This is a genomic window from Azospirillum sp. UENF 112521, from assembly GCF_058780665.1.
Window position 1 is genome coordinate 2,203,552 of record NZ_JBSNCI010000002.1, and the last position, 20,982, is coordinate 2,224,533.

Genomic DNA, 20,982 nt, shown 5'->3' on the forward strand with positions numbered 1-20,982 from the left:
GCTCTGGAATGGGAGCAGCCTATCGGAACGAATCGCGAATTGGAACAGGGCGCGAACGTACCAAGGACCGCGCCGGCCCGGCTTTCGCTTTCTCCGCTTGCCCAACCAAGGAGGCCGCGCCATATCGGAAGCCATGCCCGACGATACTCTCCCCGACGACAAATCCCCCGATAACGGCAAGTACGATTGCAGCCCGGACTGCGGTGGCCCGCGTGTCCGCGCCATCCCGCCCGGCGAGGATCGGGAGCGGCTGATGTGCCCGGACTGCGGCTACATCGCCTATCAGAACCCGCTGATCGTGGTGGGTGCCGTGGCGACCTGGGAGGATGGCCGCATCCTGCTCTGCCGCCGTTCCATCGAGCCGCGCAAGGGCTACTGGACCCTGCCGGCCGGCTATATGGAAGAGCGCGAGAGCACCCGCGACGGCGCTGCCCGCGAGGCCTGGGAAGAGGCGCGGGCGCGCATCGACATCGACCATCTGCTGGCGATCTACGACATCCCGCGCATCAGCCAGGTCCAGATGATCTTCCGCGCCCGCCTGCTCTCGCCCGATGTGGAGCCCGGCCCGGAAAGCCTGGAGGTCGGCCTGTTCGAGTGGAAGGACATCCCCTGGGACGAGCTTGCCTTCCCCACCGTCGTCTGGGCACTGCGCGAACATCATGAGCGGCTCGGCCGCTCCGACTGCGCACCTGCGGTCAACCCCACGCCGGACGCGCTCGCCCGGTGGGAGAAGATGCTGTAAGGGCCAGGTCAGGGTTGGGGCGGGTGCGCTGCCCCGTCCACCGGGAACTTCGCCACCAATTCCTGCTCCGCCCCGTCGCGCCGGATGGTCAGCGGCAGCCAGGTGCCCGGCGCCTGCCGGCGGATCACCGCGACCAGATCGGCTGGCGCGCGCACCGGCATGCCGGCGGCGATCAGGATGCGGTCGCCGGTGCGCAGGCCCGCCGCCGCGGCCACGCTGCCGCTGCTCACCGCCCCCACCATGATGCCCTCCGGACCGGGGTCGAGTTGCACGCCCAGCTTGGGGCGCTGCGGCTCCGCATCCTCCCGTTCCGGCCCCAGGCCGAACACCGCATCGGCGATGCGGCCATCCAGCTCGCCGCAGTCGCGGTCGGCGTCCCAAGGCAGCAGCACGGCCGCATCGGCGATGCCGAGATCGGCCAGCTGGTGCGGAACGCCGTCACGGCGGGCGATGTGCCCCTCCCCCAGGATGCCAACCACGAGACGGCCGGTGTTGCGGCGGGTCTCGGCGATCTTTTCCGCCATCGCACGGTCCCAGACGCCTTGCGCCTCGATGAAGCGCTTGACCGCGCTGTCGGGCGCGTCGGCAGGTGCGGCGGAACGGGCTTCGGAGCGATCGTGCGCCGCCAGCGTCTCGGTCAGGCGGTTGCGGTAGGCCTCCGTCGGGGCGGCCGGATTGCCGACGCCCTCGCGCTCCGCCTCCGGGACGGTGGCCCAGCCGTTGCGTGCGGTGCGGCCGATCAGCGACCGTTCCACATTCAGCGCCACCACCGGCAGCCGATGCAGGCGGGCGAATTGCAGGATCGGCAGGTAGAATTGCGGGTCGAAGCCCCAGACCGTGCGCCAGTCCGTCGTCTTCAGGAACTCGCCCTCCGTCATCTCGCCCACTGCCCAGCGGTCGAGCACCGGTTGCAGCCGGCGCGGCAGCATCTCCATGCCCACGGCAAGGTCGGGGTTCAGCGCATGAAGGCCGGCAAGGGTGTGCAGTTGCCAGCGATGGTGGTCAGCCTTGTCATGCTGCTCCCCCAGCAGGACCACAGGCGCCTCGGCAAGGCGGCGCAGCAGCGGCACCGGCTCCACCGCAGCACCGGCACTGTCGGCCCAGACGCCGGGCGGCACGCAGGCGACCCGCACCGGCTCCGCAGCCCAGCCGGCCGCCGCCGTCATGGACAGCGCCGTGACGGTCATCAGGGCAAGGCGACGGCGCAATAGGGACGCAAGGGGACGGAAGGGCTGGCGCGGCAAGGGCTGGCTCCGTCTTGCGGGGATTCGCCAAGGTTGGCGCTGCCGGACGCAACGTCAATGGACAAGGCCGCGGATTGCGTCGTTCTGCCGCGCCTTCCGCCGCGCCATATGCCGCCCCCGGAGCCGACCGGGGAGCCGGGAGAAGCTGGCATACTGGCGGATGACAGGCGATGCGGCGGCGGGTAGGATCGCCGCAGGCGGTGGACCACCGGCGGATGAGGGGCCTTCGATCCTCCCATCCGGAACTCCCGAGGCCGTTCCCAGGGCGTCCGCTTTCCCCGCCGACCGCAATCATTCGTGAAGCGCAGCCCCCCATGCCGCACCGCAAAGTCGTCATTCTCACCGGCGCCAGCCGGGGTATCGGACACGCCACCGTCACCCGGTTCAGCAACGAAGGCTGGCGCGTGATCTCGTGCTCGCGCGAGGATGTGCCGGCCCATTGCCGCCGCGATCCCAACTGGACCCACCACATCCCGGCCGACCTGTCGGACCCTGCCAGCCGCGCCGCCTTCGTCGAGGAGGCGAACAAGGCGCTGGACGGCGCACCGCTGCACGCCCTGATCAACAACGCCGGCATCTCGCCCAAGACGCCGATCAAGGAGCGGCTCGGCTGCCTGAACGGCTCGATCGAGGGCTGGCACCGGGTGTTCGAGCTGAACTTCTTCGCCGCCCTGGTTCTGGCCCGCGGCTTCGCCGCTCCGCTGTCGCGGGGGAAAGGGGCGATCGTCAACGTCACCTCCATCGCCGGCCATTCGGTGCATCCCTTCGCCGGCTCGGCCTATTCGACCTCGAAGGCGGCGCTGTCCGGCCTGACCCGCGAAATGGCGGTGGAGTTCGCGGAGATCGGCGTCCGCGTCAACGCGGTGGCTCCTGGCGAGATCGAAACGGCGATGACCGGCCCGGAATATGATGTGCTGATCCCGCGCATCCCGCTGAAGCGCATGGGCACGCCGGAGGATGTCGCCGCGGTGATCTTCTACTTGTGCGGCTCGGACTCGGCCTATGTGACGGGGACGGAGACCTTCATCACCGGCGGCCAGCATCTGTTCTGAACGAGGGAAAGGCGGGGGCCGCCGCAGCGAAGGCCCCCACCGGAAAACGTCCTACTTCCCGCCCCGCCAGGCGATCAGCCGCCGCGCCGCCTCGGCGATGGTTGCTTCCGACCCGGCGAAGCTGAAGCGCAGGAAACGGCGGCCACGGGCGGTGTCGAAATCGATGCCGGGGGTGCAGGCGATGCCCGTCTCTTCCAGGATCTGCTTCGCCAGCGCCTCGCTGTCGTCGGTCATGTCCGACACGTCGGCATAGATGTAGAAGGCGCCGTCGGCCGGGGCCATCTTGGTGAAGCCCGCCTTCGGCAGTTCCTCCAGCAGCAGCGCGCGGTTGCGGGCATAGCGGGCGACGTGGCCGTCCAGCTCTTCCGTGCAGTCGAAGGCGGCGACCGCCGAGACCTGGCTCAACGTCGGCGCCGAGATGAACAGGTTCTGCGCCAGACATTCGACGGAGCGCAGCAGGTCGTCGGGAACGATCATCCAGCCCAGACGCCAGCCGGTCATCGAGAAATACTTGGAGAAGCTGTTGACCACCAGAGCCTGATCGTTGACCTCGGCCGCGGTGACCGCGTCGGTGCCATAGGTCAGGCCGTGGTAGATCTCGTCCGACACCATGCGCACGCCGTTGGCGCGGCACCAGTCGGACAGGGCGGTCAGTTCCTCCCGGCTCAGCATCGTGCCGGTCGGGTTGGCCGGGCTGGCGACGATCAGCCCCTGCACCGGCTCGTCGAGCGCCTCAAGCAATTCGATGGTCGGCTGGAAGCGATGTTCCGGCCCGGTCGGCAGCTCGACAGGAATCACGCCGGCCGCGGTCAGGGTGTGGCGGTAGGCCGGATAGCTGGGCGATGCCATCGCCACCCGGTCGCCCGGATCGAAGGCGGCGAGAAAGCCCAGCTGGAACGCACCCGATGACCCGGTGGTGACGACCACCCGGCCTTCAGGCACCTCGACGCCGTAGCGGTCCCTGTGCCATTTGGCGATGGCGGCGCGCAGCGGCGGGATACCGAGCGCCCCGGTGTAGCCCAGCGGATCGCTGCCGACCACCGCGCTGGCCGCCGCCTGCACCACGCCCTTCGGCGCGCCGCTGGACGGCTGCCCCACCTCCATGTGCAGGACCTCCAGGCCGGCGGCCTCGCGCTCGGCCGCGGCGCGCATCACTTCCATCACGAAAAAGGGCGGAATGGCGCCCCGCTTGGAAACCTTGGGCTGCTTGCTCATGATCGTCCGTCTCTACCTGTCGCCGGCCTTGGGCCGGGCCATTATTGTCCGGGACTCAGTCCCGCTTGCGCTCGCTTTCCACCGTCAACGCGAGGCTGCCGGCACGCGGATCGTTCGCCGCCTGGCAATAGCGGATCCCATCCTCCACCGAAACCCGGCAGCCGACGAAGCTGGCGCGTCCGGGGATGGATTGCGGACGGGCCGCCTGGATCTGGGCGGCGGTGGACTTGTCCTCCAGGCCGGCGGGAAGGGCAACCGACAGCAGAGCCGCCGGACCAGCCGCCGGGCCGTCGTCGCCGTTGGCGGTGCCGACCCCGGCGAACAGGGTGCGGCCAATGATGGAGTTGGCGATCAGGGCCGGCGCGCCGAAGCCGCCGCGGTCCACGTCCTGGGCCACCAGCATGCCGGTTCCGGCAATGCCGCGGCCGGTGCCGAAGGGCGCCCCCTGTGTAAAGGCACAGGCCGCACCGTTCTCGTCGGGATCGATCACCATCACGCCGGCCCCGGCAGCGGTCGGCCCCTTGCCGGTGGCGCCCAGCAGCTGCGCGGCACGCGTGGCGCGCTCGGCCGGCGGCAGAGAGGCGACAGCCTTCCAGGCCTGGACCAGGGCGGCGCCGGACTCGGGCTCGTTCAGGTCGGGAACATGCAGGTCGGAAATGTCGAAGGGCACGGTCAGCGTGCCGCCGACGCGCGGCTGGTAGGCCCGCAGCTGCGCCGGGTCGATGCCGGTGCCCTGGGCCACCGTCGCGGCGAGCGGCCCGTTGTAGAAGGCACCCACCCCCTGGCGGCGCAGGACCGACAGGGTTGCCGCCAGCTCCGGCTGGCCGACCACGGCGCCAACCGCCGGAGTGCCGCCGCCGAGGAAGCGCCGCCTCGTGTCCGAGTCGGGCGCCAGCCGCCCGCCGAAGCTGCCGAGATCCTGCACCAGCGCGCGGCTGAGACCGGGGGAGAACTGGGCCAGCTGTTCGGCCGGGGCGACGACCTGCTCCCAGCGCATTACGCCGGCCGCCGCCTGGACGGCGAAGAGGCCGCGCGCCATCGCCGGCATGGCGACACCGCCGGCACCGGCCGGGCGCGGCAGGAAATCGATGGTGCGGGCCTTTTTCGAGGCAGCGTCGAACAGCACGCAGACGCCGCCGCCGGCCAGCCCGACGCGCGACGGCAGGCTGGCAGTCATCGCCAGGGCCATCGCCGCGACCGCGTCGCCGGCCTTGCCGCCCTGGGCAATGACGTCACGACCGACGCCGGCGGCATAGGGCTCGTCGGCGACGACGAAGCTCTGCACCGTGGCATCGGTCTTGAACTTGGTGTTGACGCAGCCTGTCAGCAGTGATGCAGCTATGGCAACCGCGCCCAACCGTTGCCAGATTTGCAAGCGAGTGTGTCGCGGGCTCCGCCGGTCGTGCGGGGGAGTCCGCTGTTCCAAGCCGGAGGTCGTCACGGTGCGCAAGCCCAGCAGGCTGGTTTCGGTCGTCGCCATCATGTCCGTATGTCTGATGTCGCTGGTGTGGGGAGCGCCACCGGCGAGCGCGCAGCGCCGCTCCGAGATGCAAATCCTCAGCGACGCCGAGACGGACCATATCATCCGCAAGATGGCCCGGCCAATCTTCCAGGCGGCCGGCATCGACCCGGACTCGGTGCAGATTCTGTTGATCAACGATCCGACGGTGAACGCCTTCGTCGCTGGCGGACAGAACATCTTCATCCACACCGGGCTGCTGCTGGACGTCGACAACGCCGACCAGTTGCTGGGCGTCATCGCGCATGAAACCGGCCACATCTCCGGCGGCCATCTGGTCCGCGGGGCGGAGGCGATGGACAACGCCTTCCTCGCCTCGCTGCTCGGCATGGGTCTCGGCATCGCCGGCGGCTTGGCCTCGCGGAATGCCGGTGCCGGTGCGGCCGGCGTCATGCTGGGCCAGCATCTGGCGGAGCGGAACTACCTGTCCTTCTCCCGCACGCAGGAGGCGTCGGCCGATCAGGCCGGCCTGTCCTTCCTGGAACAGTCGGGCATCTCCGCAAAGGGCATGGAGACCTTCCTTGAGAAGCTGGGCGTCAACGACCCGCTGATGAACGACCGCGACGCCGGCTATCGCCTGACCCACCCGCTGACGCGCGAGCGCATCGACGCGGTGAAGGCCTTCGTCGCCCGCTCCCGCTACAGCAATGCCCAGCTGCCATCGGCGACGGAGGCCGACCTGCGGCGCGTCCAGGCCAAGCTTTACGGCTATCTCGACCCGCGCGGCGCCCTGGTCCGCTACAAGGTGAACGATCCGTCGCCGGCCGCCCGCTACGGTCGCGCCTATGCTTATTTCCGCCAGGGCGATGTCAAGCAGGCGACGCCGCTGGTCGACGGGCTGATCGCCGACGAACCGAAGAATCCCTATCTCTACGAGATGAAGGGCGATTTGATGCTGCAGACCGGCCGGGCGCCGGATGCGGTGGCCCCCTATCGGAAGGCCGTGGAGATGGCCGGTTCCGATGCCGGAACGATCCGGGTCTCCCTCGCCCATGCCCTGCTGGAACAGCATGACCCCCGTCTGGCCGACGAGGCGCTGAAGAATTTGCAGATCGCGTCCAAGGGCAAGGCGCAGTCAGCCTTCCTGTGGCGGCTGACCGCCCAGGCCTGGAGCATGAAGAAGAACGACGGCATGGTCGCCTACGCCACGGCGGAAGAGGCGCTGGCCAGAGGCGACATGCCGATGGCCAAGGCCCAGGCAGAGCGGGCGGAAAGGATGCTGCCTGCCGGATCGCCCGGCTGGCTGCGCGCCCAGGACATCCGCGGCCAGACCGGCGGGGCCGACAAGCCGGAGCGCTGACGGGATTGCCGGCGAAGCACGGGTCATATGACTAAAGCGTCCTTCCGGTAACGCAACGGTCATTGAACCGTCCCGGCCACGTCATCGCCGCTTGCTATTCCGCGGACATCGAGCGCGCCTGAGTGAAACAGGGCGCGCGGTTCCGTCCACGGAGTACACCGCATGCCGTCAGTCCGCCTGCCGTCCTGGCGCCTCCCGTCCTGGCGCGGCACCCTGCTTGCCACCGTCGCCCTGATGTCCGCCAGCCTGACCGTTGCCGCGGCCCAGGCGCAGGACCAGCAGGCCAAGCGCTATCCCGCCACACTCGCCGGCCATGCGGTGTTGCCGGCCGACACGCTGGTGCAGGCGCCGGCCGATGCCGGTCCGCTGTTCGCCACCGCCGGCAAGTTCACCAATGCCGACCGCAAGCGCGTCGATGCCGTGGGCACCATCCGCGCCACATCCTTCGCCGCCGACCCGAAGGCTCCGCGAGAGACGGAAATCCTGCTGCCGGTCGCAGGCCAGGCGGTCCAGGGCTTCTCCGCCGTCGTGCCGCAACCGAATGGCGAGTTCCTGGCGCTGACCGACAACGGCTTCGGCAGCAAGGTGAACTCGGTCGATGCGCTGCTGATGGTCCACCGCGTCAAGCCGGACTGGCGGAGCGGCGCCATGCAACGGCTGGAAACGACCTTCCTGCGCGATCCCGACCGCAAGGTCCCCTTCGCCATTGTCAACGAGAACACCGGCAGCCGCTACCTGACCGGTGCCGATTTCGATCCGGAATCGCTGGTGGTCCAGAACGACCGCCTGTTCATCGGCGACGAGTTCGGCCCCTATATCCTGGAGCTGAGCCGGGACGGCGTGGTGATCGCGGTGCATGAGACGGTGATCGACGGCAAGCCGGCGCGCTCGCCCGACCATTACCGCAACAACGGCCTGCCGGCGGTGCCGGGCACCGTCAGCTTCGAGGTCCGCCGCTCCCGCGGGTTCGAGCCGATGGGCGTATCGCCGGACGGCAAGACGCTGTACCCGTCGCTGGAAGGCCCGCTGTGGAATGCCGCCGCCAATGCCTTCGAGAGCAAGGACGGCCGAGCGTACACCCGCGTCCTGGAGTTTGACGTCGCCAGCCGCACGTACACCGGCAAGTCGTGGAAGTACAGGCTGGAGGACAACGCCAACGTCGTCGCTGACATGGCGATGATCGACGCCGGCAGCGCCCTGGTGATCGAGCGCGACGACACCACCGAAGGGGCGAAGACCCAGGCCTGCCAGGGCGAAATCAAGCCGGACTGCTTCAACGCGCCGGCCGCCTTCAAGCGCATCTACAAGATCGACATCGCCGGGGCGGATGCCGACGGCTTCGTCCGCAAGGTCGGCTACATCGACCTGACCGACATTGCCGACCCCGACCACAAGGCCCGCGCCGACCAGGCGCCGGAAGGCCGCTTCGTCATGCCCCATCTCGGGCCGGAGGGGGTGAACATCGTCGATGCCGACCACATCGTCGTCGTCAACGACAACAACCTGCCCTATTCCACCGGCCGGACCATCGGCAGGGCAGACGGGGACGAGATGGCGCTGCTGTCGGTGGGCGAACTGCTGCGCGCCCGCTGACGGCTGACGGCTGACGGCTGAAGACTGACCGCTCGCTGAAACGTGAGGTCCGGGCAGGCGTTTTGCGCTTGTCCGGGCCGGATTGTCGGTCCAGTGTGGGCGGCCTTCGGCCCAATGTCCTTCGCGTTTCGGAGACCGCCCCCCATGCGCCGCCTTATGCGCCCCGCCCTGCCGTTCCTGCGTTCCGCCCTGCTCGCCCTGCCCGTTGCGGCGCTGGCGCTGTCCGCCGTCGCTCCGGCCCATGCGCAATCGGCGAGCTTCGACGGCAACCAGAAGGCCGCCATCGAGAAGATCGTCCGCGACTACCTGATGGAGCATCCGGAGGTGATCCTGCAGGCCGTTGACGCCATGCAGGAGCGCCAGAAGACGGCGGAGGCCGAACAGGCCCGCAAGGCGCTGACCGAGAACAAGCAGGAACTGCTCCGCAACCCCGCCGATCCGGTCATCGGCAACCCGCAGGGCGACGTCACGGTCGTGGAGTTCTTCGATTACCAGTGCGGCTACTGCAAGGCGGTGCAGGCCGACACCCAGTCGCTGATCAAGGGCGATCCCAAGCTGCGCTTCGTGCTGAAGGAATTCCCGATCCTGGGGCCGGCCTCCCTGGTCGCCTCCAAGGCGGCGCTCGCCTCCCGTGGGCAGGGCAAATATGTCGAATTCCACAATGCCCTGATGGCCCAGCGCGGCCAGCTGGACGAGGCGGTCATCATGCGGCTGGCCAAGTCGGTCGGGCTCGACACCGACCGGCTGAAGAAGGACATGGAATCGCCGGACGTGCTGAAGGTGATCGCCGCCAACCAGGCGCTGGCCGAGAAGCTGAGCATCCGCGGCACCCCCGCCTTCATCTTCGGTGACGAGCTGGTGCCGGGCGCCATCAAGCTGGACGACATGAAGCGGCTGACCGACGCCGCCCGTGCCAAGGGTTGAGGCGGATCGTTCGATGACCGGAATGACCGAGCGGGCCAAGCCGTCCATCGTCGTTTTCGACGTCGGGCAGGTGCTGATCGAATGGGATCCGCGGCATCTCTACCGCGAGCTGTTCGATGGCTACGAAGACCTGATGGAGGATTTCCTCGACGGGGTCTGCACCCCCGCCTGGAACCTTGAGCAGGACCGCGGCCGCCCCTGGAAGGATGCGGTCGCCCTGCTGACCGAAGAGCATCCGGATTGCGCCGAGCTGATCCGCGCCTATGACGACATGTGGGAACGCATGGTGCCCCGCCCGATCCCCGGCACCCCGGAGATCCTGGCGGAATTGAAGGCCCGCGGCGTCCCCGTCTATGCCATCACCAACTTCTCGGTCGACAAGTTCGAGCTGACGCGCAAGCGCTTCGACTTCCTGAACGGCTTCGACGGAATCATCGTTTCGGGTGCGGAACGGCTGGTGAAGCCCGATCCGGCGATCTATCGGCTGCTGACAGATCGTTACGGACTCGAACCGAAGGACTGCTATTTCATCGACGACAACCCCGACAATGTCGAGGCGGCGAAGTCGGTGGGCATGTCGGCGCACCTGTTCATGGGCGCCGAGGCGCTGCGGCGGGACTTGGAGTCGCTGGGAATGCTGTGACGCGGGGGAGCCGTTGCTCCCGCCGGATCACGTCGTCCAGATCACTCCGCTGCCGCCTCGCGGTCGGTGGCGGAGTTGAACGCGTAGGTCTTCCAGGTCGGCTCATAGCCGTCGTCGGCCTGATTGCCCCAGACCGACCAGTTGGGCCGGGCGCCGCGGGCGAACATCTCCAGATAGGGGCCGGGGCTGCACGCCTCGATCAGTTCATACTGCTCGTCGGGCTTGCGGCTGTGCTCCCGCTTGCGGCTTTCGATCAGATTGACCTGGGTGCGGCCGGGGGACAGCGTCCGGGCCTTCTTGCCACGCACACCGAACAGGATCAGTTCTGTCACGTTGCGGAAATAGAAGCCGACGCCGCGCCCGTCCGACCCGCCATCCTTGCGCACCTTGTGCCAGATCAGGTTGGTCTTGTACTCGAACCCCCAGCTGCGCATGACCTGCAAGCCTTCCGGCAGCAGGGCGTTGGGGACCCAGAGATAGAGATGAGCGGTCGGCGCGGCGATGTCGGCGACCGGCAGGGCACAGATGTCCTCCACCGTCATGGTGCCGTAGCGCGACAGGCGGCGGTGCTCCGGCGCCATCTTGCCGGTGCGATTGACGAAGCGCCAGGGCGGGTCCGCCATCACGGTGGCGAAGCGCCGGTCACCGGCGAAGGCCACCAGATCCTGCGCCGGATCCGATGTCGTCTCCACCGTCTTGCTGTCGCCCATCGCTGCCTCGAAATCCTGAACAAATGCGGTACCGGAAGGGGTGCAAACTCGCACGGGGGGACAGCGCCGTCAATCCGGTCTGAACCGCGGAGCCGATGCTGTCACAGCCGCCGGTGCCCGCAATCCCGTCACTCCTCCTCGCCGGCCTCCGCCATGGCGCGCAGGGCGGCACGCTCGGAAACGTTGACGGTCAGCCCCTGGGTTTCCACGCCCACGGCCCGCAGCTTGGCCAGTGCCCGCGACAGGGTTTCCGGCTGCATGCCCAGGCGGCGGGCGATCAATGCCTTGTCGAAGGGAAGCTGGAACTGTGCCGGCCCGTCGCCCGGCGGGCAGACGCGCATCAGGAAGGCGGCGACCCGCTGCGGTGCCGGCTGGACCTGGAGCTGTTCGATCTGCGTCACCAGATGGCGCAGCCGGACGGACAACGACCCCAGCATGCCGAAGGCGATGCGGTCGTCCTCGCGCAGGCAGCGGGCGAATCCGTCGGCGGTCAGGGTCATCACGCGGGCGTCGGTCACCGCCTCCGCACAGACCGGGAATTTGCCGTCGGCAAACATGGCGGCCTCGGCGAAGCTTTCCGCCGGGCCGATGACATGCACCACCGCCTCCGTCCCGTCGCGGGTCAGGCGATACAGCTTCACCCAGCCGTCGAGCAGGACGAAGAAACGGTCGGCGGTCTCGTCCTGCAGAAACAGGGTGGTGCCGCGCGACACCGGCCGCACGATGGCGGCGCCGCCGAGCAGCGACACCGCACGGTCGGTCAACTTGGCGAACAGCGGGATCGCGCGCAGTGCGGCGGCGTCTTCCGCAGACAGGTTCGAATGGTTGACGGTCATGGCAGCTTCCCCTCCCCGCTTGACGACGGAATTGGTGTTGGTGGGGCCATCGGTGTCGCCATTGGTGTCACTATCGATGCCGATGAGGCCGCCATCCCGGTGCCGCGCAGCAGCATCCAACCATTGACGACGATCCCGGTGACGTCTGAGATCATCCCCGGCACCGATCCCACCAGACTGTTGTGCACGAACCAACAGGGCAAAGCCACCAGCATGGTGCCGCGGAAACGCGCAACCTGTGTTTGGTACCGGGCGAGGCTGATCAGCGCCATTCCCGCCGCGGCGAAGGCCGAGGGCAGACCGGACCAGGTGAGGGCCATCACCGTGGCGATCACCGGCAGAATCAGCAGATAGGCGATGCGGAAGGCCGGCCGGCCGCCGATCGCCAGCGCCGCCATCACCTGAAGCGCCGCAAGCCCGTTCAGCGCTGCCGCCGTCGGAGAGCCCACCATGGCGAAATGCAGGGCGAAACAGAGGCAAGGCACCAATTGCACCAGCAGCATGCCGGTACGGCTGCGGAAGAAGGGCCAGAGCATGCCGCCGAGCATGCCGCAAAAACCCACCAGCTGCGCCAGGGACCACCCGCCGCCCTCAGCGGCCGGAAGCAGGACGGTCAGCAGCTCGTTCATGCCGAATCGCGCCTTCGACAGCTTGGGGCGGCAGAAGAGAGGCCGGCAAGCCAGCCTGGACAAGCCGGCTGATTCACCAGCGCCGGCCGCCCCGGAGGGCGGCGCCAAAAAAGCAGGCGGGAGGAAACAGAAAGGAGCGGAGAAGACACACGCAACGAACAGCCGGGCCGAACTGGAGCCACGGCCGGATCACTCACGAGCCAGGACCGCAAAAGCAGCAGATTAAAAGACAGGAACGCACGGCGCACCCCAAAAGGGAGGCACCGTGCGCTGAAAGTCCGGACTCTCACCGGGAAGCCCGGAGCCAAAGCGGCTCGGGGCTTCGTCAGGCTTTTCAGCCAAGCGGAGCCGGCCGAGGCGGCGTGCATCCGGAGAGGACGAACGCCATACGGCCGAGGCCCGGATATTCCGGAGCCTTACAGGTACTCGACCTTGCCCGCTTCCGGACCCTTCTGGCCCTGGCGAACGGTGACGCGCACCTGATCGCCTTCCTGGAGGGTCTGCATGCCCGAACGGCGCAGCACGTTGACGTGGACGAAGACGTCCTTGCCACCGGTGCTGGGCGTGATGAAGCCAAAGCCCTTATCGGCATTGAACCACTTCACGGTGCCGTCGACTTCTTCGCCACCGGCGCCGCCGCCGGCATCGTAGCCGCCGCGGTCATAACCGCCACGGTCGAAGCCACCGGTCGTCCGCGGACGGGCCGAACGCTGAGCGGTCGACGTATCGACCGTGTGGATGGAGGCAACCTGCGGACCCTTCGGCCCACGGGCCAGGTCACAGGTGATGGTGGTGCCTTCGTCCAGCGCGTCGTAGCCGGCGGCCTGAACCGCAGAGACGTGCAGGAAGGCATCGGGCGAACCGTCCTCAGGCGACACGAAGCCGAACCCCTTGGTGGGGTTAAACCACTTCACGGTGGCGGTGACGTTGGACTTGGTGATCTCGGGAGCGCGGAAGCCCTGGCGGGGCGGGCGGTCGAACATGTGTCTTCAAGCTCATAGAGTGTGCCGAAAGTCTGTTGTCACAGGTATCCGATCCCAGGTCAAGCCTTCCAAAGGAAAGATGACCGAATCGCCGTTAATTGCCCCACCCCAGGCTCACGCTTCCCCACCCGCCGGCTCGTCGGCCGGGCGAAGGCGGCACCGAAGTGCCGCTCCGTCCCCGTCTCCGGCACTCCCGTACCGCGACCGGCGGCGCGACTCGGACGGTTTATGCACGCCCCCCGTGCGCCGCGGTATCAGCCGGCCGACTGCTCCAATGTGGGATAGTCGGTGTAGCCGTGGCGGTCGCCGCCGTAGAAGGTCTTCTGGTCCGGTTCGGCCAGCGGGGCGTCGATGCGCAGCCGCTCCACCAGATCGGGGTTGGCGATGAAGGGCCGGCCGAAGGCGATCATGTCGGCATGACCGTTCGCCGTCGCCTCGATCGCCATGGCACGGTCATAGACGTTGTTGGCCATGTAGCGGCCCGTGTAGAGCCCGCGCAGTTCGGCGAGATCGCCGCCGAATCCGGGATGCGGGCCGCGGGTCACGCCCTCGATCATGTGCAGATAGGCCAGACCGTAACCGTTCAGGCGGCGGATCACCGGGCTGAAGGTGCCGACCGGGTCGCTTTCCTGGGCATCGTTGGCCGGGCTCAGCGGCGACAGGCGGATACCGACGCGGTCGGCCCCGGCCTCCGCCACCACGGCGTCCAGCACCTCGAACAGGAAGCGGGCGCGATTCTCGACGGAACCGCCATAGGCGTCGGTGCGCTTGTTGGTGCCGTCGCGCAGGAACTGGTCGATCAGATAGCCGTTGGCGGCATGCACCTCCACCATGTCGAAGCCGGCGGCCAGCGCATTGCGGGTGGCGCGGCGGTAATCCTCGACGATCCCCGGCAGTTCCGACACATCGAGCGCCCGTGGAGCCGGGATATCCTTAAAGCCGTCGACGGTGAAGGCCTTCATCTCCGGCTTGACCGCCGACGGGGCCACCGGCAGGGCGCCGCCCGGCTGCAGGTTGGGGTGGGAGATGCGGCCGACATGCCAGAGTTGCAGGCAGATGTGCCCGCCCTTCGCATGGACGGCGTCGGTCACCAGCTTCCAGCCCGCCACCTGTTCGGCGCTGTGGATGCCGGGGGTGTAGGCATAGCCCTTGCCCTGCGGCGAGATCTGGGTCGCCTCCGCGACGATCAGGCCGGCGGTGGCACGCTGGGCGTAATATTCGGCGTTCATCGCGGTCGGCACGCCGGTGGCGTTGTCGGTGCGGCTGCGGGTCAGCGGCGCCATGGCGATGCGGTTGGGCAAGCTGTAGCGCCCGATCGTCACCGGCTGGAACAGGGGGGCCGCGTCCTGGCTGTCCGTCATGTCCGATCCATTCTGCTGATTGGAAACTCGACAGGAAAGTGTGGCGCGCCATCGGCATCCGGCAAGGCTCCGCTGCACCGCAGCAACCCAAAGGGCGGCATGGCTGCCATACCGGGTCGGTCGCTCCAGCGGGACCTTTCCGGCTCTCCAGCGGTTATTCCCGGCAGATTTCCTTCAGAAAACGGGACCGCCGATGCAGCACCCGCCGTTACAGCACCCTTGGCCCGACCGCCTCTGGATCGTCCGCCACGGTGAAAGCGCCGGGAACGTCGCCCGCGACGCCGCGCACGCCGCCGGGCTCAGCCGGATCGACATCGCCGAACGCGACGTGGACGTTCCGCTCAGCCCGCTGGGCGAGCGGCAGTCCGACGCGCTCGGCCGCTGGTTCGCGGCCATGCCGGCGGTGGAGCGGCCGGACGTGGTTCTGACCTCCCCCTACCGGCGGGCGATGCGCACGGCGGAACGGCTGCACCAGTCGGGCGGAATGCCGGTCCACCCCAACGACTTCGTCGTCGACGAACGGCTGCGCGAGAAGGAATTCGGCGTGCTCGACCGGCTGACCACCGCCGGCATCCGCCAGGAATTTCCCGAGCAGGCCGAGTTCCGCCGCCTGCTCGGGAAATTCTATCACCGGCCGCCGGGGGGCGAGAGCTGGTGCGACGTGATCCTGAGGCTGCGCAGCGCGCTCGACACCGTCAGCCTGCATCACGGCGGCCGGCGGGTGCTGATCGTCGGTCATCAGGTGGTGGTGCTGTGCCTGCGCTACCTGTTGGAGAACCTGACCGAGCAGGAAATCCTGGCCATCGACGCGGCCGGCGACGTCGCCAACTGCTCCGTCACCGAATACCGATTCGACGCCCAGGCGGGCCCTCGCGGCGGACTGCTGCTGCACCGCTACAACTTCGTCGCCCCGCTGGAGGAGGCCGGCGCCCCGGTCACCGCCGAGCCGGATGCCGCCATCGCCGCGCGCTAAGCCGCCATCTCCATCACTTGCACCCGACGAGGAGGAGCGATTGGACGCCCCAGCCGAGGAAATCCCCGTCACCGCCGAGCTTCTGCGTGGCATGCCCCTGCCCCAGCCGGACGGTCACGGCGACAAGGAAACCCGCGGACGGGTGCTGGTGGTGGCCGGCAGCGTTCCGGTTCCGGGCGGCGCCCTGCTCGCCGGGATCGGCGTGCTGCGGGCGGGGGCCGGCAAGCTGCAGATCGCCACCGCAGCCAGCATCGCGCCCCATCTGGGCCTCGCCCTGCCGGAGGCGCTGGTCGCCGGATTGCCCGAGACCGCCGACGGCGAGATCGCCCCCGACTCGGCTGCGGTGTTGTCCGAGCGGGCCTCACGCTGCGACACGGTGCTGATCGGTCCGGGCATGATGAACGAGGAGGCCGTCGCCGACCTGACCGCAGAACTGCTGAGCCATCTTGAGGCGGGCGCGGACGGGCCGTGCTTCGTGCTGGATGCCGGGGCGCTGGCCGGGTTGCGCCGGAACGCGGCGGCGCTGCACCGTCATGAGGGCCGCGTGGTGATCACCCCCCATGCCGGCGAGATGGCCGGGCTGCTCGGCTGTTCCCGCGACCGGGTGGACGCCGATCCGCTCGGCTGCGCAAGACAGGCGGCTGACCGGTTGAAGGCGGTGGTGGCGTTGAAGGGAAGCTGCACCCGCATCGTCGCCCCGGACGGCCGCGCTTGGGCCTACCGCGGCGGCACGGTGGGGCTGGCGACCTCCGGGTCCGGCGATACGCTGGCCGGGATCGTCACCGGCCTGCTGGCACGCGGCGCCAGACCGGAACAGGCCGCAATCTGGGGCGTCTACCTGCATGGCGAGGCCGGCAACCGCCTGACCCGCCGCATCGGCCCGCTGGGCTTCCTCGCCCGCGAACTGCTGGCGGAGATCCCGGCGGTGATGGCGGCGCTGGCGAGCGAATCGGATGGCCGCTGAGCCTTACCGCAGCGGGGCGCCGACACTGGCCGGGGCCGGTGCTGGAGCCGGCGGCAGGGCCGGGGTGGCCGGGGGCGACATGCTGCGGCGCGGCTGCGACGGCGCCACCTCGGCCGACAGGGCCGCGTCGCGGTCGCGGCAGCGGTCGACAACTTTCTGGCCGCAGGCGACGAAGCCCAGCTCCTTGTTCAGGCAGACCCGCACCTCCGACACGTCGCGGCGGGAGCAGATGACCGCCACCCCTTCCGCCGTCAGGCCGGGATTGGCGTCGAGGAACAGCCGCTCGACCTGGGTCGCCGGCACGGTCGGGCCGGGCGCCCTGATCGTCTCGGGAATCGTCACCTTGGCCGCTGCGGCGCGCAGCTTGGCGAAATAGTCGGCCGCGGTCAGGCCCGAGCATGTCCCGTGCTTGCGCCATTCATGCATCATCAGGCCAACGCTCGGCATCACCGGCATGGTCTGGTCCACCACCGTCTTGGGCAAATTGCGGTCGCGGGTGCAAGTGGCGGGATAGCTGCCGTCATTGTACTGCGGCCACAGGCCATGGACGACGAAGCCGTATTTCCGGTCGCCGCACTGATCGGGATCGGGACCGTTCCTGTCGCGGGCACAGTAGGTCGGCGTCCAGGACAGCGACAGGATGTAGTAATCGAAGGTCCCCGGCTCCGCCCGCCTCTGCGCCCAGGAAGGGCTTGCGGTGAACAGTCCGGCAACCAGGACGGACAGAATGGCGGCGGCGGCATTTCGCATGACGGTCTTCCCCCAGGGATGTGCTTCCCTGCGTTGCATACCATGGAAGGATGTTTCTGTCGCGGGGTCTCGACGCCGGCATCACCCGGCCAATTCTCACTGTGCCGAACGTTTGCGCGTTCCGTCCCGGCAGAGGGTATAGTGACCGGCATGTTCACCCTGTCCGCCCCGATTCTGCTGCGCGCCTATGCCGCCGGCATCTTCCCGATGGCCGAAAGCGCCGAATCGCGGGAGCTTCACTGGTTCGACCCGGAACGCCGCGGCATCCTGCCGCTGGACGGCTTCCATGTGGCGCGCAGCCTGCGCAAGACGCTGCGGCGCTGTCCCTTCGAGCTTCGCTTCGACAGCGCCTTCCGCGCGGTGATCGAGGGTTGCGCCGAAGCGACGGAAGAACGGCCGAAGACCTGGATCAACGACGACATCGTCCGCCTTTACGGCGATCTGTTCGACGCCGGCTTCGCCCACAGCGTGGAATGCTGGCGCGACGGCCGGCTGGTCGGCGGGCTGTACGGGGTGGCGATCGGCGGCGCCTATTTCGGCGAGAGCATGTTCAGCCGCGAGACCGGGGCCAGCAAGGTGGCGCTGGTCCATCTGGTCGCCCGGCTGCGCGCCGCCGGCTTCGCCCTGCTCGACACCCAGTTCGTGACCGAGCATCTCAGCCGGTTCGGCGCCGTCGAGATCCCGCGCAACGAGTACCGCCGCCGCCTTGCCGCGGCGATGGAGCGCAAGACCGACTTCCGCGGCGTCCACCAGCCGGCGGCGCTGGCCGAACTCCTCGAGTCGGCAGTCACGCCACCCGGCTGAATCGACGGGCTGACGGGGCATCCCGCCACCGGGGGTCATGCCCGGAAGCGCCGCCCCATGTACCCGCTCTACCCCGCCCGATCCGTTGTGCGCCGCAACGGGGACGGCCATCCTCCGCGCATCCACCGCCATGGCTGGAAGGCGCCCATGCGCTTCTGGAACGCATCCTGGATTTCGCCTGCCCTTCTTCTAATCCTGGCAGGAGTTCTGATCGGCGCACCGTTGCTGGTGCTGAACGGCTTTCCGCTGACCTTCGACGACACGCCGGGCTATCTGGAGCCGGCCTTCAACATCCTGCACCGGGCGGCCCAGCCCGCCTGGACGCCGCCGCCGGACCTGTCGCCGCACGGCCTGCCGTCGCCCAACATCTTCTTCCTGCGGCCCTTCGGCTACATGCTGTTCCTGCTGCCCTTCGCCGGCGGCTGGGGCGTCTGGCTGATCCCGCTCGCCCAGGGCATGCTGGCGGCGGCGGTCCTGCGCGCGGCCCTGAGTGCGGCGGGAGCACCGGACCGGCCGGGATTGTTCATCGGCATTGCCGCGGTGCTGGGGCTGACCACCAGCCTGTCGCTGCACGCCGCGACGATCATGCCGGACTTCCTGACCGGGCTGGTGATCCTGCTGGTCTATGTCGTCGTCGTCCGTTGGCCTACCCTGACCGCCGTTCAGCGGCTGCTGACCGTTGCGGCGCTCACTGGAACGATCGTCTCCCATCTCAGCCATCTGGCGATCCTGGGCGGGATGATCGTCCTGCTCGGGCTCTGGGCGCTGTGGCACGACCGCGCGATGCTGCGGTCGCTGGCCTGGGGGGTGCTGTTGCCGATGGTGTTGGCGGTCGGGCTGCTGACCGGCTCCAACCTGCTGACCGCCGGCCGGCCGGTGCTGTCCGAAAGCTCGCCCGTCTTCCTGCTCGCCCGGCTGATCGGCGACGGTCCGGCGCGCGACTATCTGGCAGAGGCCTGCCGCAACCGCGATTACCTGCTGTGCGGCAGCCTCGATGTGCTGGACCGCAGTGCGCCCGGCTACGTCACCTCCGACTATTTCCTCTGGCATCCCGACGGCGCCCGCCGCCGCTTCGGCGACCAGCCCCGCTTCGTGGCGGAGGCGGCCGAGATCGCCCACAACACCATCGCCAGCCGTCCGGCCGCGGTCGCCGAACATGGGCTGGCGAATGCCGCCGGCCAGTTCGTCGAGGTCCAGCCCGACGACACCCTCAACGACCCTGTCAAGCCGCTGACCCGCCGTCTGTTCAGCCGTTTCCCGTCAGCGGTCTATGCCGCCTTCGACCGGTCGCTGCAAACGCAGCAGCGCTTTCCCCGCGACGGGCTGGCGCTGGTCCAGGATCTGTCGCTGTCGCTCGGCGTTCTTGGGCTGGCCGCGCTCGGGCTGGGGCGCTGGCGGCGCGTCGACAGGCGGGTGCGGATGCTAATTCTGGTGATCGGCATCGGGCTGACGCTGAACGCCGCCGTCACCGGCGGGCTGTCGGCCGTCCATGACCGCTATCAGAACCGCGTGATCTGGCTCGTGCCCTTCGCAGCATTGGTTCTGCTCGCGACGGCCCGCAGCCGCGACCCTTTGCCTGCCGGCCGGACGGGGCGCACCGGATTGGGTCAGCCGACCGGGTGGAACACGCCGCCGGGCATGGGCACCGGCACCCCGGTAGTCGCCGGCAGGCTGAGCGGCAGCCCCAGCCTGCTGCGCACGGCGAGGTAGCCGAAGGCCTGCGCCTCCAGCGCGTCGCCGTCCCAGCCGACCGTGTCGGCCGGTTCGACGGGCACGCCCAGCCGGTCGGCCAGCATCGCCATCAGCGTGGCGTTGTGGCGCCCGCCGCCGCAGACCAGCCAGCGCACCGGCGGCGCCGGCAAATGGGGCACGACGGAGGCGACCGATGCGGCGGTGAAGGCGGTCAGGGTGGCCGCACCGTCCTGCGGCGACAATGCCGCCACCGGCGCCGGGTCGAAGGCGTCGCGGTCCAGCGACTTGGGCGCCGGACAGCCGAAATAGGGATGGCCCATCAGTGCTGCCAGCGCCGAGTTGTCCACTTGCCCCGCCGCCGCCAGCGCACCGCCGGCATCGAAGCGGCCAAGCCCATGGCGCAGCACCCAGTCGTCGATCAGGGCATTGCCCGGCCCGGTGTCGCAGGCGATCACCTCGGCCTCTCCCTCCTGCGGGTCGGGACCGATCCAGCTGACATTGGCGACGCCGCCGATGTTGAGGACGGCGAGCGGGCGCGGCAGCCCATGGGCCAGCGCCCGGTGGAACAGCGGAACCAGCGGCGCGCCCTGCCCGCCCGCGGCGACGTCGGCGCTGCGCAAATCGTTGACCACGGCGATGCCGGTCGCCGCGGCCAGCCGGGCACCGTCGCCGATCTGGCAGGTCAGGCGCCGGCCGGGATCGTGATGGATGGTATGGCCGTGGAAACCGATCAGCTCGACCTCCGCCGCCGCGACGCCCGCCTTGTCGAGCAGGCGGCGCACCGCGTCGGCATGAGCGTCGGTCAGGTCGCGCTCGACCTCCGCCACCGGCCCGCCGCTGACATCGCTTTTGCCGAGGCAGCCGCGCAGCCGGGTCCGGAAGCCGTCATCATAGGGGATGGTCAGGAAGTCCAGCGCCTCCACCCGGTCGCGGCCGTCGGTGCGCAGCAGAGCGGCGTCGATGCCATCCATCGACGTGCCGCTCATCAGGCCGACGACCGTGCGCAGCCCCTCCTTCGCTTCCATCATCCGCTCCGCATCCCCTGTGG

20 protein-coding genes are annotated in these 20,982 nt (G+C 69.0%); 10 read left to right on the top strand and 10 right to left on the bottom strand.

The window, feature by feature from the left end; translation table 11 throughout:
• Positions 1-133: 133 nt before the first annotated feature.
• Positions 134-742 (top strand): NUDIX hydrolase, encoded by a 609-nt coding sequence (locus tag ACWPN8_RS12795; RefSeq protein WP_109445605.1) that lies wholly within the window; start codon positions 134-136, stop codon positions 740-742.
• Positions 743-750: 8 nt separating this feature from the next.
• Here ACWPN8_RS12795 and ACWPN8_RS12800 read toward each other — a convergent pair whose 3' ends face one another.
• Entirely contained in the window at positions 751-1,986 is a 1,236-nt protein-coding gene (locus tag ACWPN8_RS12800) for a ChaN family lipoprotein (RefSeq protein WP_492241002.1), read from the bottom strand.
• Between the two features lie 314 nt (positions 1,987-2,300).
• Here ACWPN8_RS12800 and ACWPN8_RS12805 point away from each other — a divergent pair, with 314 nt between their 5' ends.
• Positions 2,301-3,038 carry an SDR family NAD(P)-dependent oxidoreductase gene (locus ACWPN8_RS12805; protein WP_109445603.1) on the top strand — a complete coding sequence of 246 codons (738 nt, stop codon included), beginning with the start codon at positions 2,301-2,303 and terminating at the stop codon, positions 3,036-3,038.
• A gap of 51 nt (positions 3,039-3,089) precedes the next feature.
• Here the strand turns inward: ACWPN8_RS12805 and ACWPN8_RS12810 are convergent, their stop codons facing one another.
• Together ACWPN8_RS12810 and ACWPN8_RS12815 are read right to left on the bottom strand one after the other, a co-directional pair.
• On the bottom strand, positions 3,090-4,253 hold the full coding sequence (locus ACWPN8_RS12810) for a pyridoxal phosphate-dependent aminotransferase (protein ID WP_109445601.1): 1,164 nt from the start codon (positions 4,251-4,253) through the stop codon (positions 3,090-3,092).
• 55 nt (positions 4,254-4,308) lie between these two features.
• Positions 4,309-5,628, bottom strand: a complete 1,320-nt coding sequence (locus tag ACWPN8_RS12815; protein ID WP_247872923.1) for a gamma-glutamyltransferase — start codon at positions 5,626-5,628, stop codon at positions 4,309-4,311.
• Positions 5,629-5,695: 67 nt separating this feature from the next.
• Here ACWPN8_RS12815 and ACWPN8_RS12820 point away from each other — a divergent pair, with 67 nt between their 5' ends.
• The 4 genes from ACWPN8_RS12820 (at position 5,696) to ACWPN8_RS12835 (ending at position 10,232) form a co-directional block, all read left to right on the top strand.
• On the top strand, positions 5,696-7,072 hold the full coding sequence (locus tag ACWPN8_RS12820) for a M48 family metalloprotease (protein WP_098739175.1): 1,377 nt from the start codon (positions 5,696-5,698) through the stop codon (positions 7,070-7,072).
• A 162-nt stretch (positions 7,073-7,234) separates the two neighbouring features.
• On the top strand, positions 7,235-8,665 hold the full coding sequence (locus ACWPN8_RS12825) for an esterase-like activity of phytase family protein (protein ID WP_492241004.1): 1,431 nt from the start codon (positions 7,235-7,237) through the stop codon (positions 8,663-8,665).
• A 144-nt stretch (positions 8,666-8,809) separates the two neighbouring features.
• Positions 8,810-9,589 carry a DsbA family protein gene (locus ACWPN8_RS12830; RefSeq protein ID WP_492241005.1) on the top strand — a complete coding sequence of 260 codons (780 nt, stop codon included), beginning with the start codon at positions 8,810-8,812 and terminating at the stop codon, positions 9,587-9,589.
• A gap of 13 nt (positions 9,590-9,602) precedes the next feature.
• Positions 9,603-10,232 carry an HAD family hydrolase gene (locus tag ACWPN8_RS12835; RefSeq protein ID WP_492241006.1) on the top strand — a complete coding sequence of 210 codons (630 nt, stop codon included), beginning with the start codon at positions 9,603-9,605 and terminating at the stop codon, positions 10,230-10,232.
• A gap of 41 nt (positions 10,233-10,273) precedes the next feature.
• Here the strand turns inward: ACWPN8_RS12835 and ACWPN8_RS12840 are convergent, their stop codons facing one another.
• From ACWPN8_RS12840 to ACWPN8_RS12860, 5 genes are all read right to left on the bottom strand, one after another.
• Positions 10,274-10,942, bottom strand: a complete 669-nt coding sequence (locus ACWPN8_RS12840) for an MT-A70 family methyltransferase (RefSeq protein WP_109445597.1) — start codon at positions 10,940-10,942, stop codon at positions 10,274-10,276.
• Between the two features lie 128 nt (positions 10,943-11,070).
• Positions 11,071-11,778: a Crp/Fnr family transcriptional regulator gene (locus ACWPN8_RS12845; protein ID WP_492241007.1), complete on the bottom strand. Its 708-nt coding sequence runs from the start codon at positions 11,776-11,778 to the stop codon at positions 11,071-11,073.
• A complete protein-coding gene (locus ACWPN8_RS12850) occupies positions 11,775-12,407 on the bottom strand; it encodes a YgjV family protein (RefSeq protein WP_492241008.1) in 633 nt (210 codons plus the stop codon). The genes ACWPN8_RS12845 and ACWPN8_RS12850 overlap by 4 nt, the downstream gene beginning before the upstream one ends.
• A 416-nt stretch (positions 12,408-12,823) precedes the next feature.
• Entirely contained in the window at positions 12,824-13,390 is a 567-nt protein-coding gene (locus ACWPN8_RS12855) for a cold-shock protein (protein WP_109445593.1), read from the bottom strand.
• Positions 13,391-13,644: 254 nt separating this feature from the next.
• A complete protein-coding gene (locus ACWPN8_RS12860; protein WP_492241009.1) occupies positions 13,645-14,751 on the bottom strand; it encodes an alkene reductase in 1,107 nt (368 codons plus the stop codon).
• A 193-nt stretch (positions 14,752-14,944) separates the two neighbouring features.
• Here ACWPN8_RS12860 and ACWPN8_RS12865 point away from each other — a divergent pair, with 193 nt between their 5' ends.
• Together ACWPN8_RS12865 and ACWPN8_RS12870 are read left to right on the top strand one after the other, a co-directional pair.
• Positions 14,945-15,724, top strand: a complete 780-nt coding sequence (locus ACWPN8_RS12865; RefSeq protein WP_109445589.1) for a histidine phosphatase family protein — start codon at positions 14,945-14,947, stop codon at positions 15,722-15,724.
• Positions 15,725-15,764: 40 nt separating this feature from the next.
• Positions 15,765-16,688: an NAD(P)H-hydrate dehydratase gene (locus tag ACWPN8_RS12870; RefSeq protein WP_492241010.1), complete on the top strand. Its 924-nt coding sequence runs from the start codon at positions 15,765-15,767 to the stop codon at positions 16,686-16,688.
• Positions 16,689-16,691: 3 nt separating this feature from the next.
• Here ACWPN8_RS12870 and ACWPN8_RS12875 read toward each other — a convergent pair whose 3' ends face one another.
• On the bottom strand, positions 16,692-17,438 hold the full coding sequence (locus ACWPN8_RS12875; protein WP_492241011.1) for a ribonuclease T2 family protein: 747 nt from the start codon (positions 17,436-17,438) through the stop codon (positions 16,692-16,694).
• Between the two features lie 150 nt (positions 17,439-17,588).
• On the opposite strand from ACWPN8_RS12875, the gene aat reads away from it, so the two are divergent.
• Entirely contained in the window at positions 17,589-18,242 is a 654-nt protein-coding gene (gene aat / locus ACWPN8_RS12880; RefSeq protein ID WP_492241389.1) for a leucyl/phenylalanyl-tRNA--protein transferase, read from the top strand.
• A gap of 57 nt (positions 18,243-18,299) precedes the next feature.
• Complete coding sequence (locus tag ACWPN8_RS12885) at positions 18,300-19,952, top strand: hypothetical protein (RefSeq protein WP_492241012.1); 1,653 nt, start codon at positions 18,300-18,302, stop codon at positions 19,950-19,952.
• Here the strand turns inward: ACWPN8_RS12885 and ACWPN8_RS12890 are convergent.
• Positions 19,850-20,962: an anhydro-N-acetylmuramic acid kinase gene (locus tag ACWPN8_RS12890; protein ID WP_492241013.1), complete on the bottom strand. Its 1,113-nt coding sequence runs from the start codon at positions 20,960-20,962 to the stop codon at positions 19,850-19,852. The genes ACWPN8_RS12885 and ACWPN8_RS12890 overlap by 103 nt on opposite strands.
• Positions 20,963-20,982: the final 20 nt, after the last annotated feature.

Coding starts and splice junctions, on each gene's coding strand:
- ACWPN8_RS12795 (WP_109445605.1), top strand. CDS start 134: ATGCCCGACGATACTCTCCCCGACGACAAATCCCCCGATAACGGCAAG.
- ACWPN8_RS12805 (WP_109445603.1), top strand. CDS start 2,301: ATGCCGCACCGCAAAGTCGTCATTCTCACCGGCGCCAGCCGGGGTATC.
- ACWPN8_RS12810 (WP_109445601.1), bottom strand. CDS start 4,253: ATGAGCAAGCAGCCCAAGGTTTCCAAGCGGGGCGCCATTCCGCCCTTT.
- ACWPN8_RS12825 (WP_492241004.1), top strand. CDS start 7,235: ATGCCGTCAGTCCGCCTGCCGTCCTGGCGCCTCCCGTCCTGGCGCGGC.
- ACWPN8_RS12830 (WP_492241005.1), top strand. CDS start 8,810: ATGCGCCGCCTTATGCGCCCCGCCCTGCCGTTCCTGCGTTCCGCCCTG.
- ACWPN8_RS12835 (WP_492241006.1), top strand. CDS start 9,603: ATGACCGGAATGACCGAGCGGGCCAAGCCGTCCATCGTCGTTTTCGAC.
- ACWPN8_RS12840 (WP_109445597.1), bottom strand. CDS start 10,942: ATGGGCGACAGCAAGACGGTGGAGACGACATCGGATCCGGCGCAGGAT.
- ACWPN8_RS12845 (WP_492241007.1), bottom strand. CDS start 11,778: ATGACCGTCAACCATTCGAACCTGTCTGCGGAAGACGCCGCCGCACTG.
- ACWPN8_RS12850 (WP_492241008.1), bottom strand. CDS start 12,407: ATGAACGAGCTGCTGACCGTCCTGCTTCCGGCCGCTGAGGGCGGCGGG.
- ACWPN8_RS12855 (WP_109445593.1), bottom strand. CDS start 13,390: ATGTTCGACCGCCCGCCCCGCCAGGGCTTCCGCGCTCCCGAGATCACC.
- ACWPN8_RS12860 (WP_492241009.1), bottom strand. CDS start 14,751: ATGACGGACAGCCAGGACGCGGCCCCCCTGTTCCAGCCGGTGACGATC.
- ACWPN8_RS12865 (WP_109445589.1), top strand. CDS start 14,945: ATGCAGCACCCGCCGTTACAGCACCCTTGGCCCGACCGCCTCTGGATC.
- ACWPN8_RS12875 (WP_492241011.1), bottom strand. CDS start 17,438: ATGCGAAATGCCGCCGCCGCCATTCTGTCCGTCCTGGTTGCCGGACTG.
- aat (WP_492241389.1), top strand. CDS start 17,589: ATGTTCACCCTGTCCGCCCCGATTCTGCTGCGCGCCTATGCCGCCGGC.
- ACWPN8_RS12885 (WP_492241012.1), top strand. CDS start 18,300: ATGTACCCGCTCTACCCCGCCCGATCCGTTGTGCGCCGCAACGGGGAC.
- ACWPN8_RS12890 (WP_492241013.1), bottom strand. CDS start 20,962: ATGATGGAAGCGAAGGAGGGGCTGCGCACGGTCGTCGGCCTGATGAGC.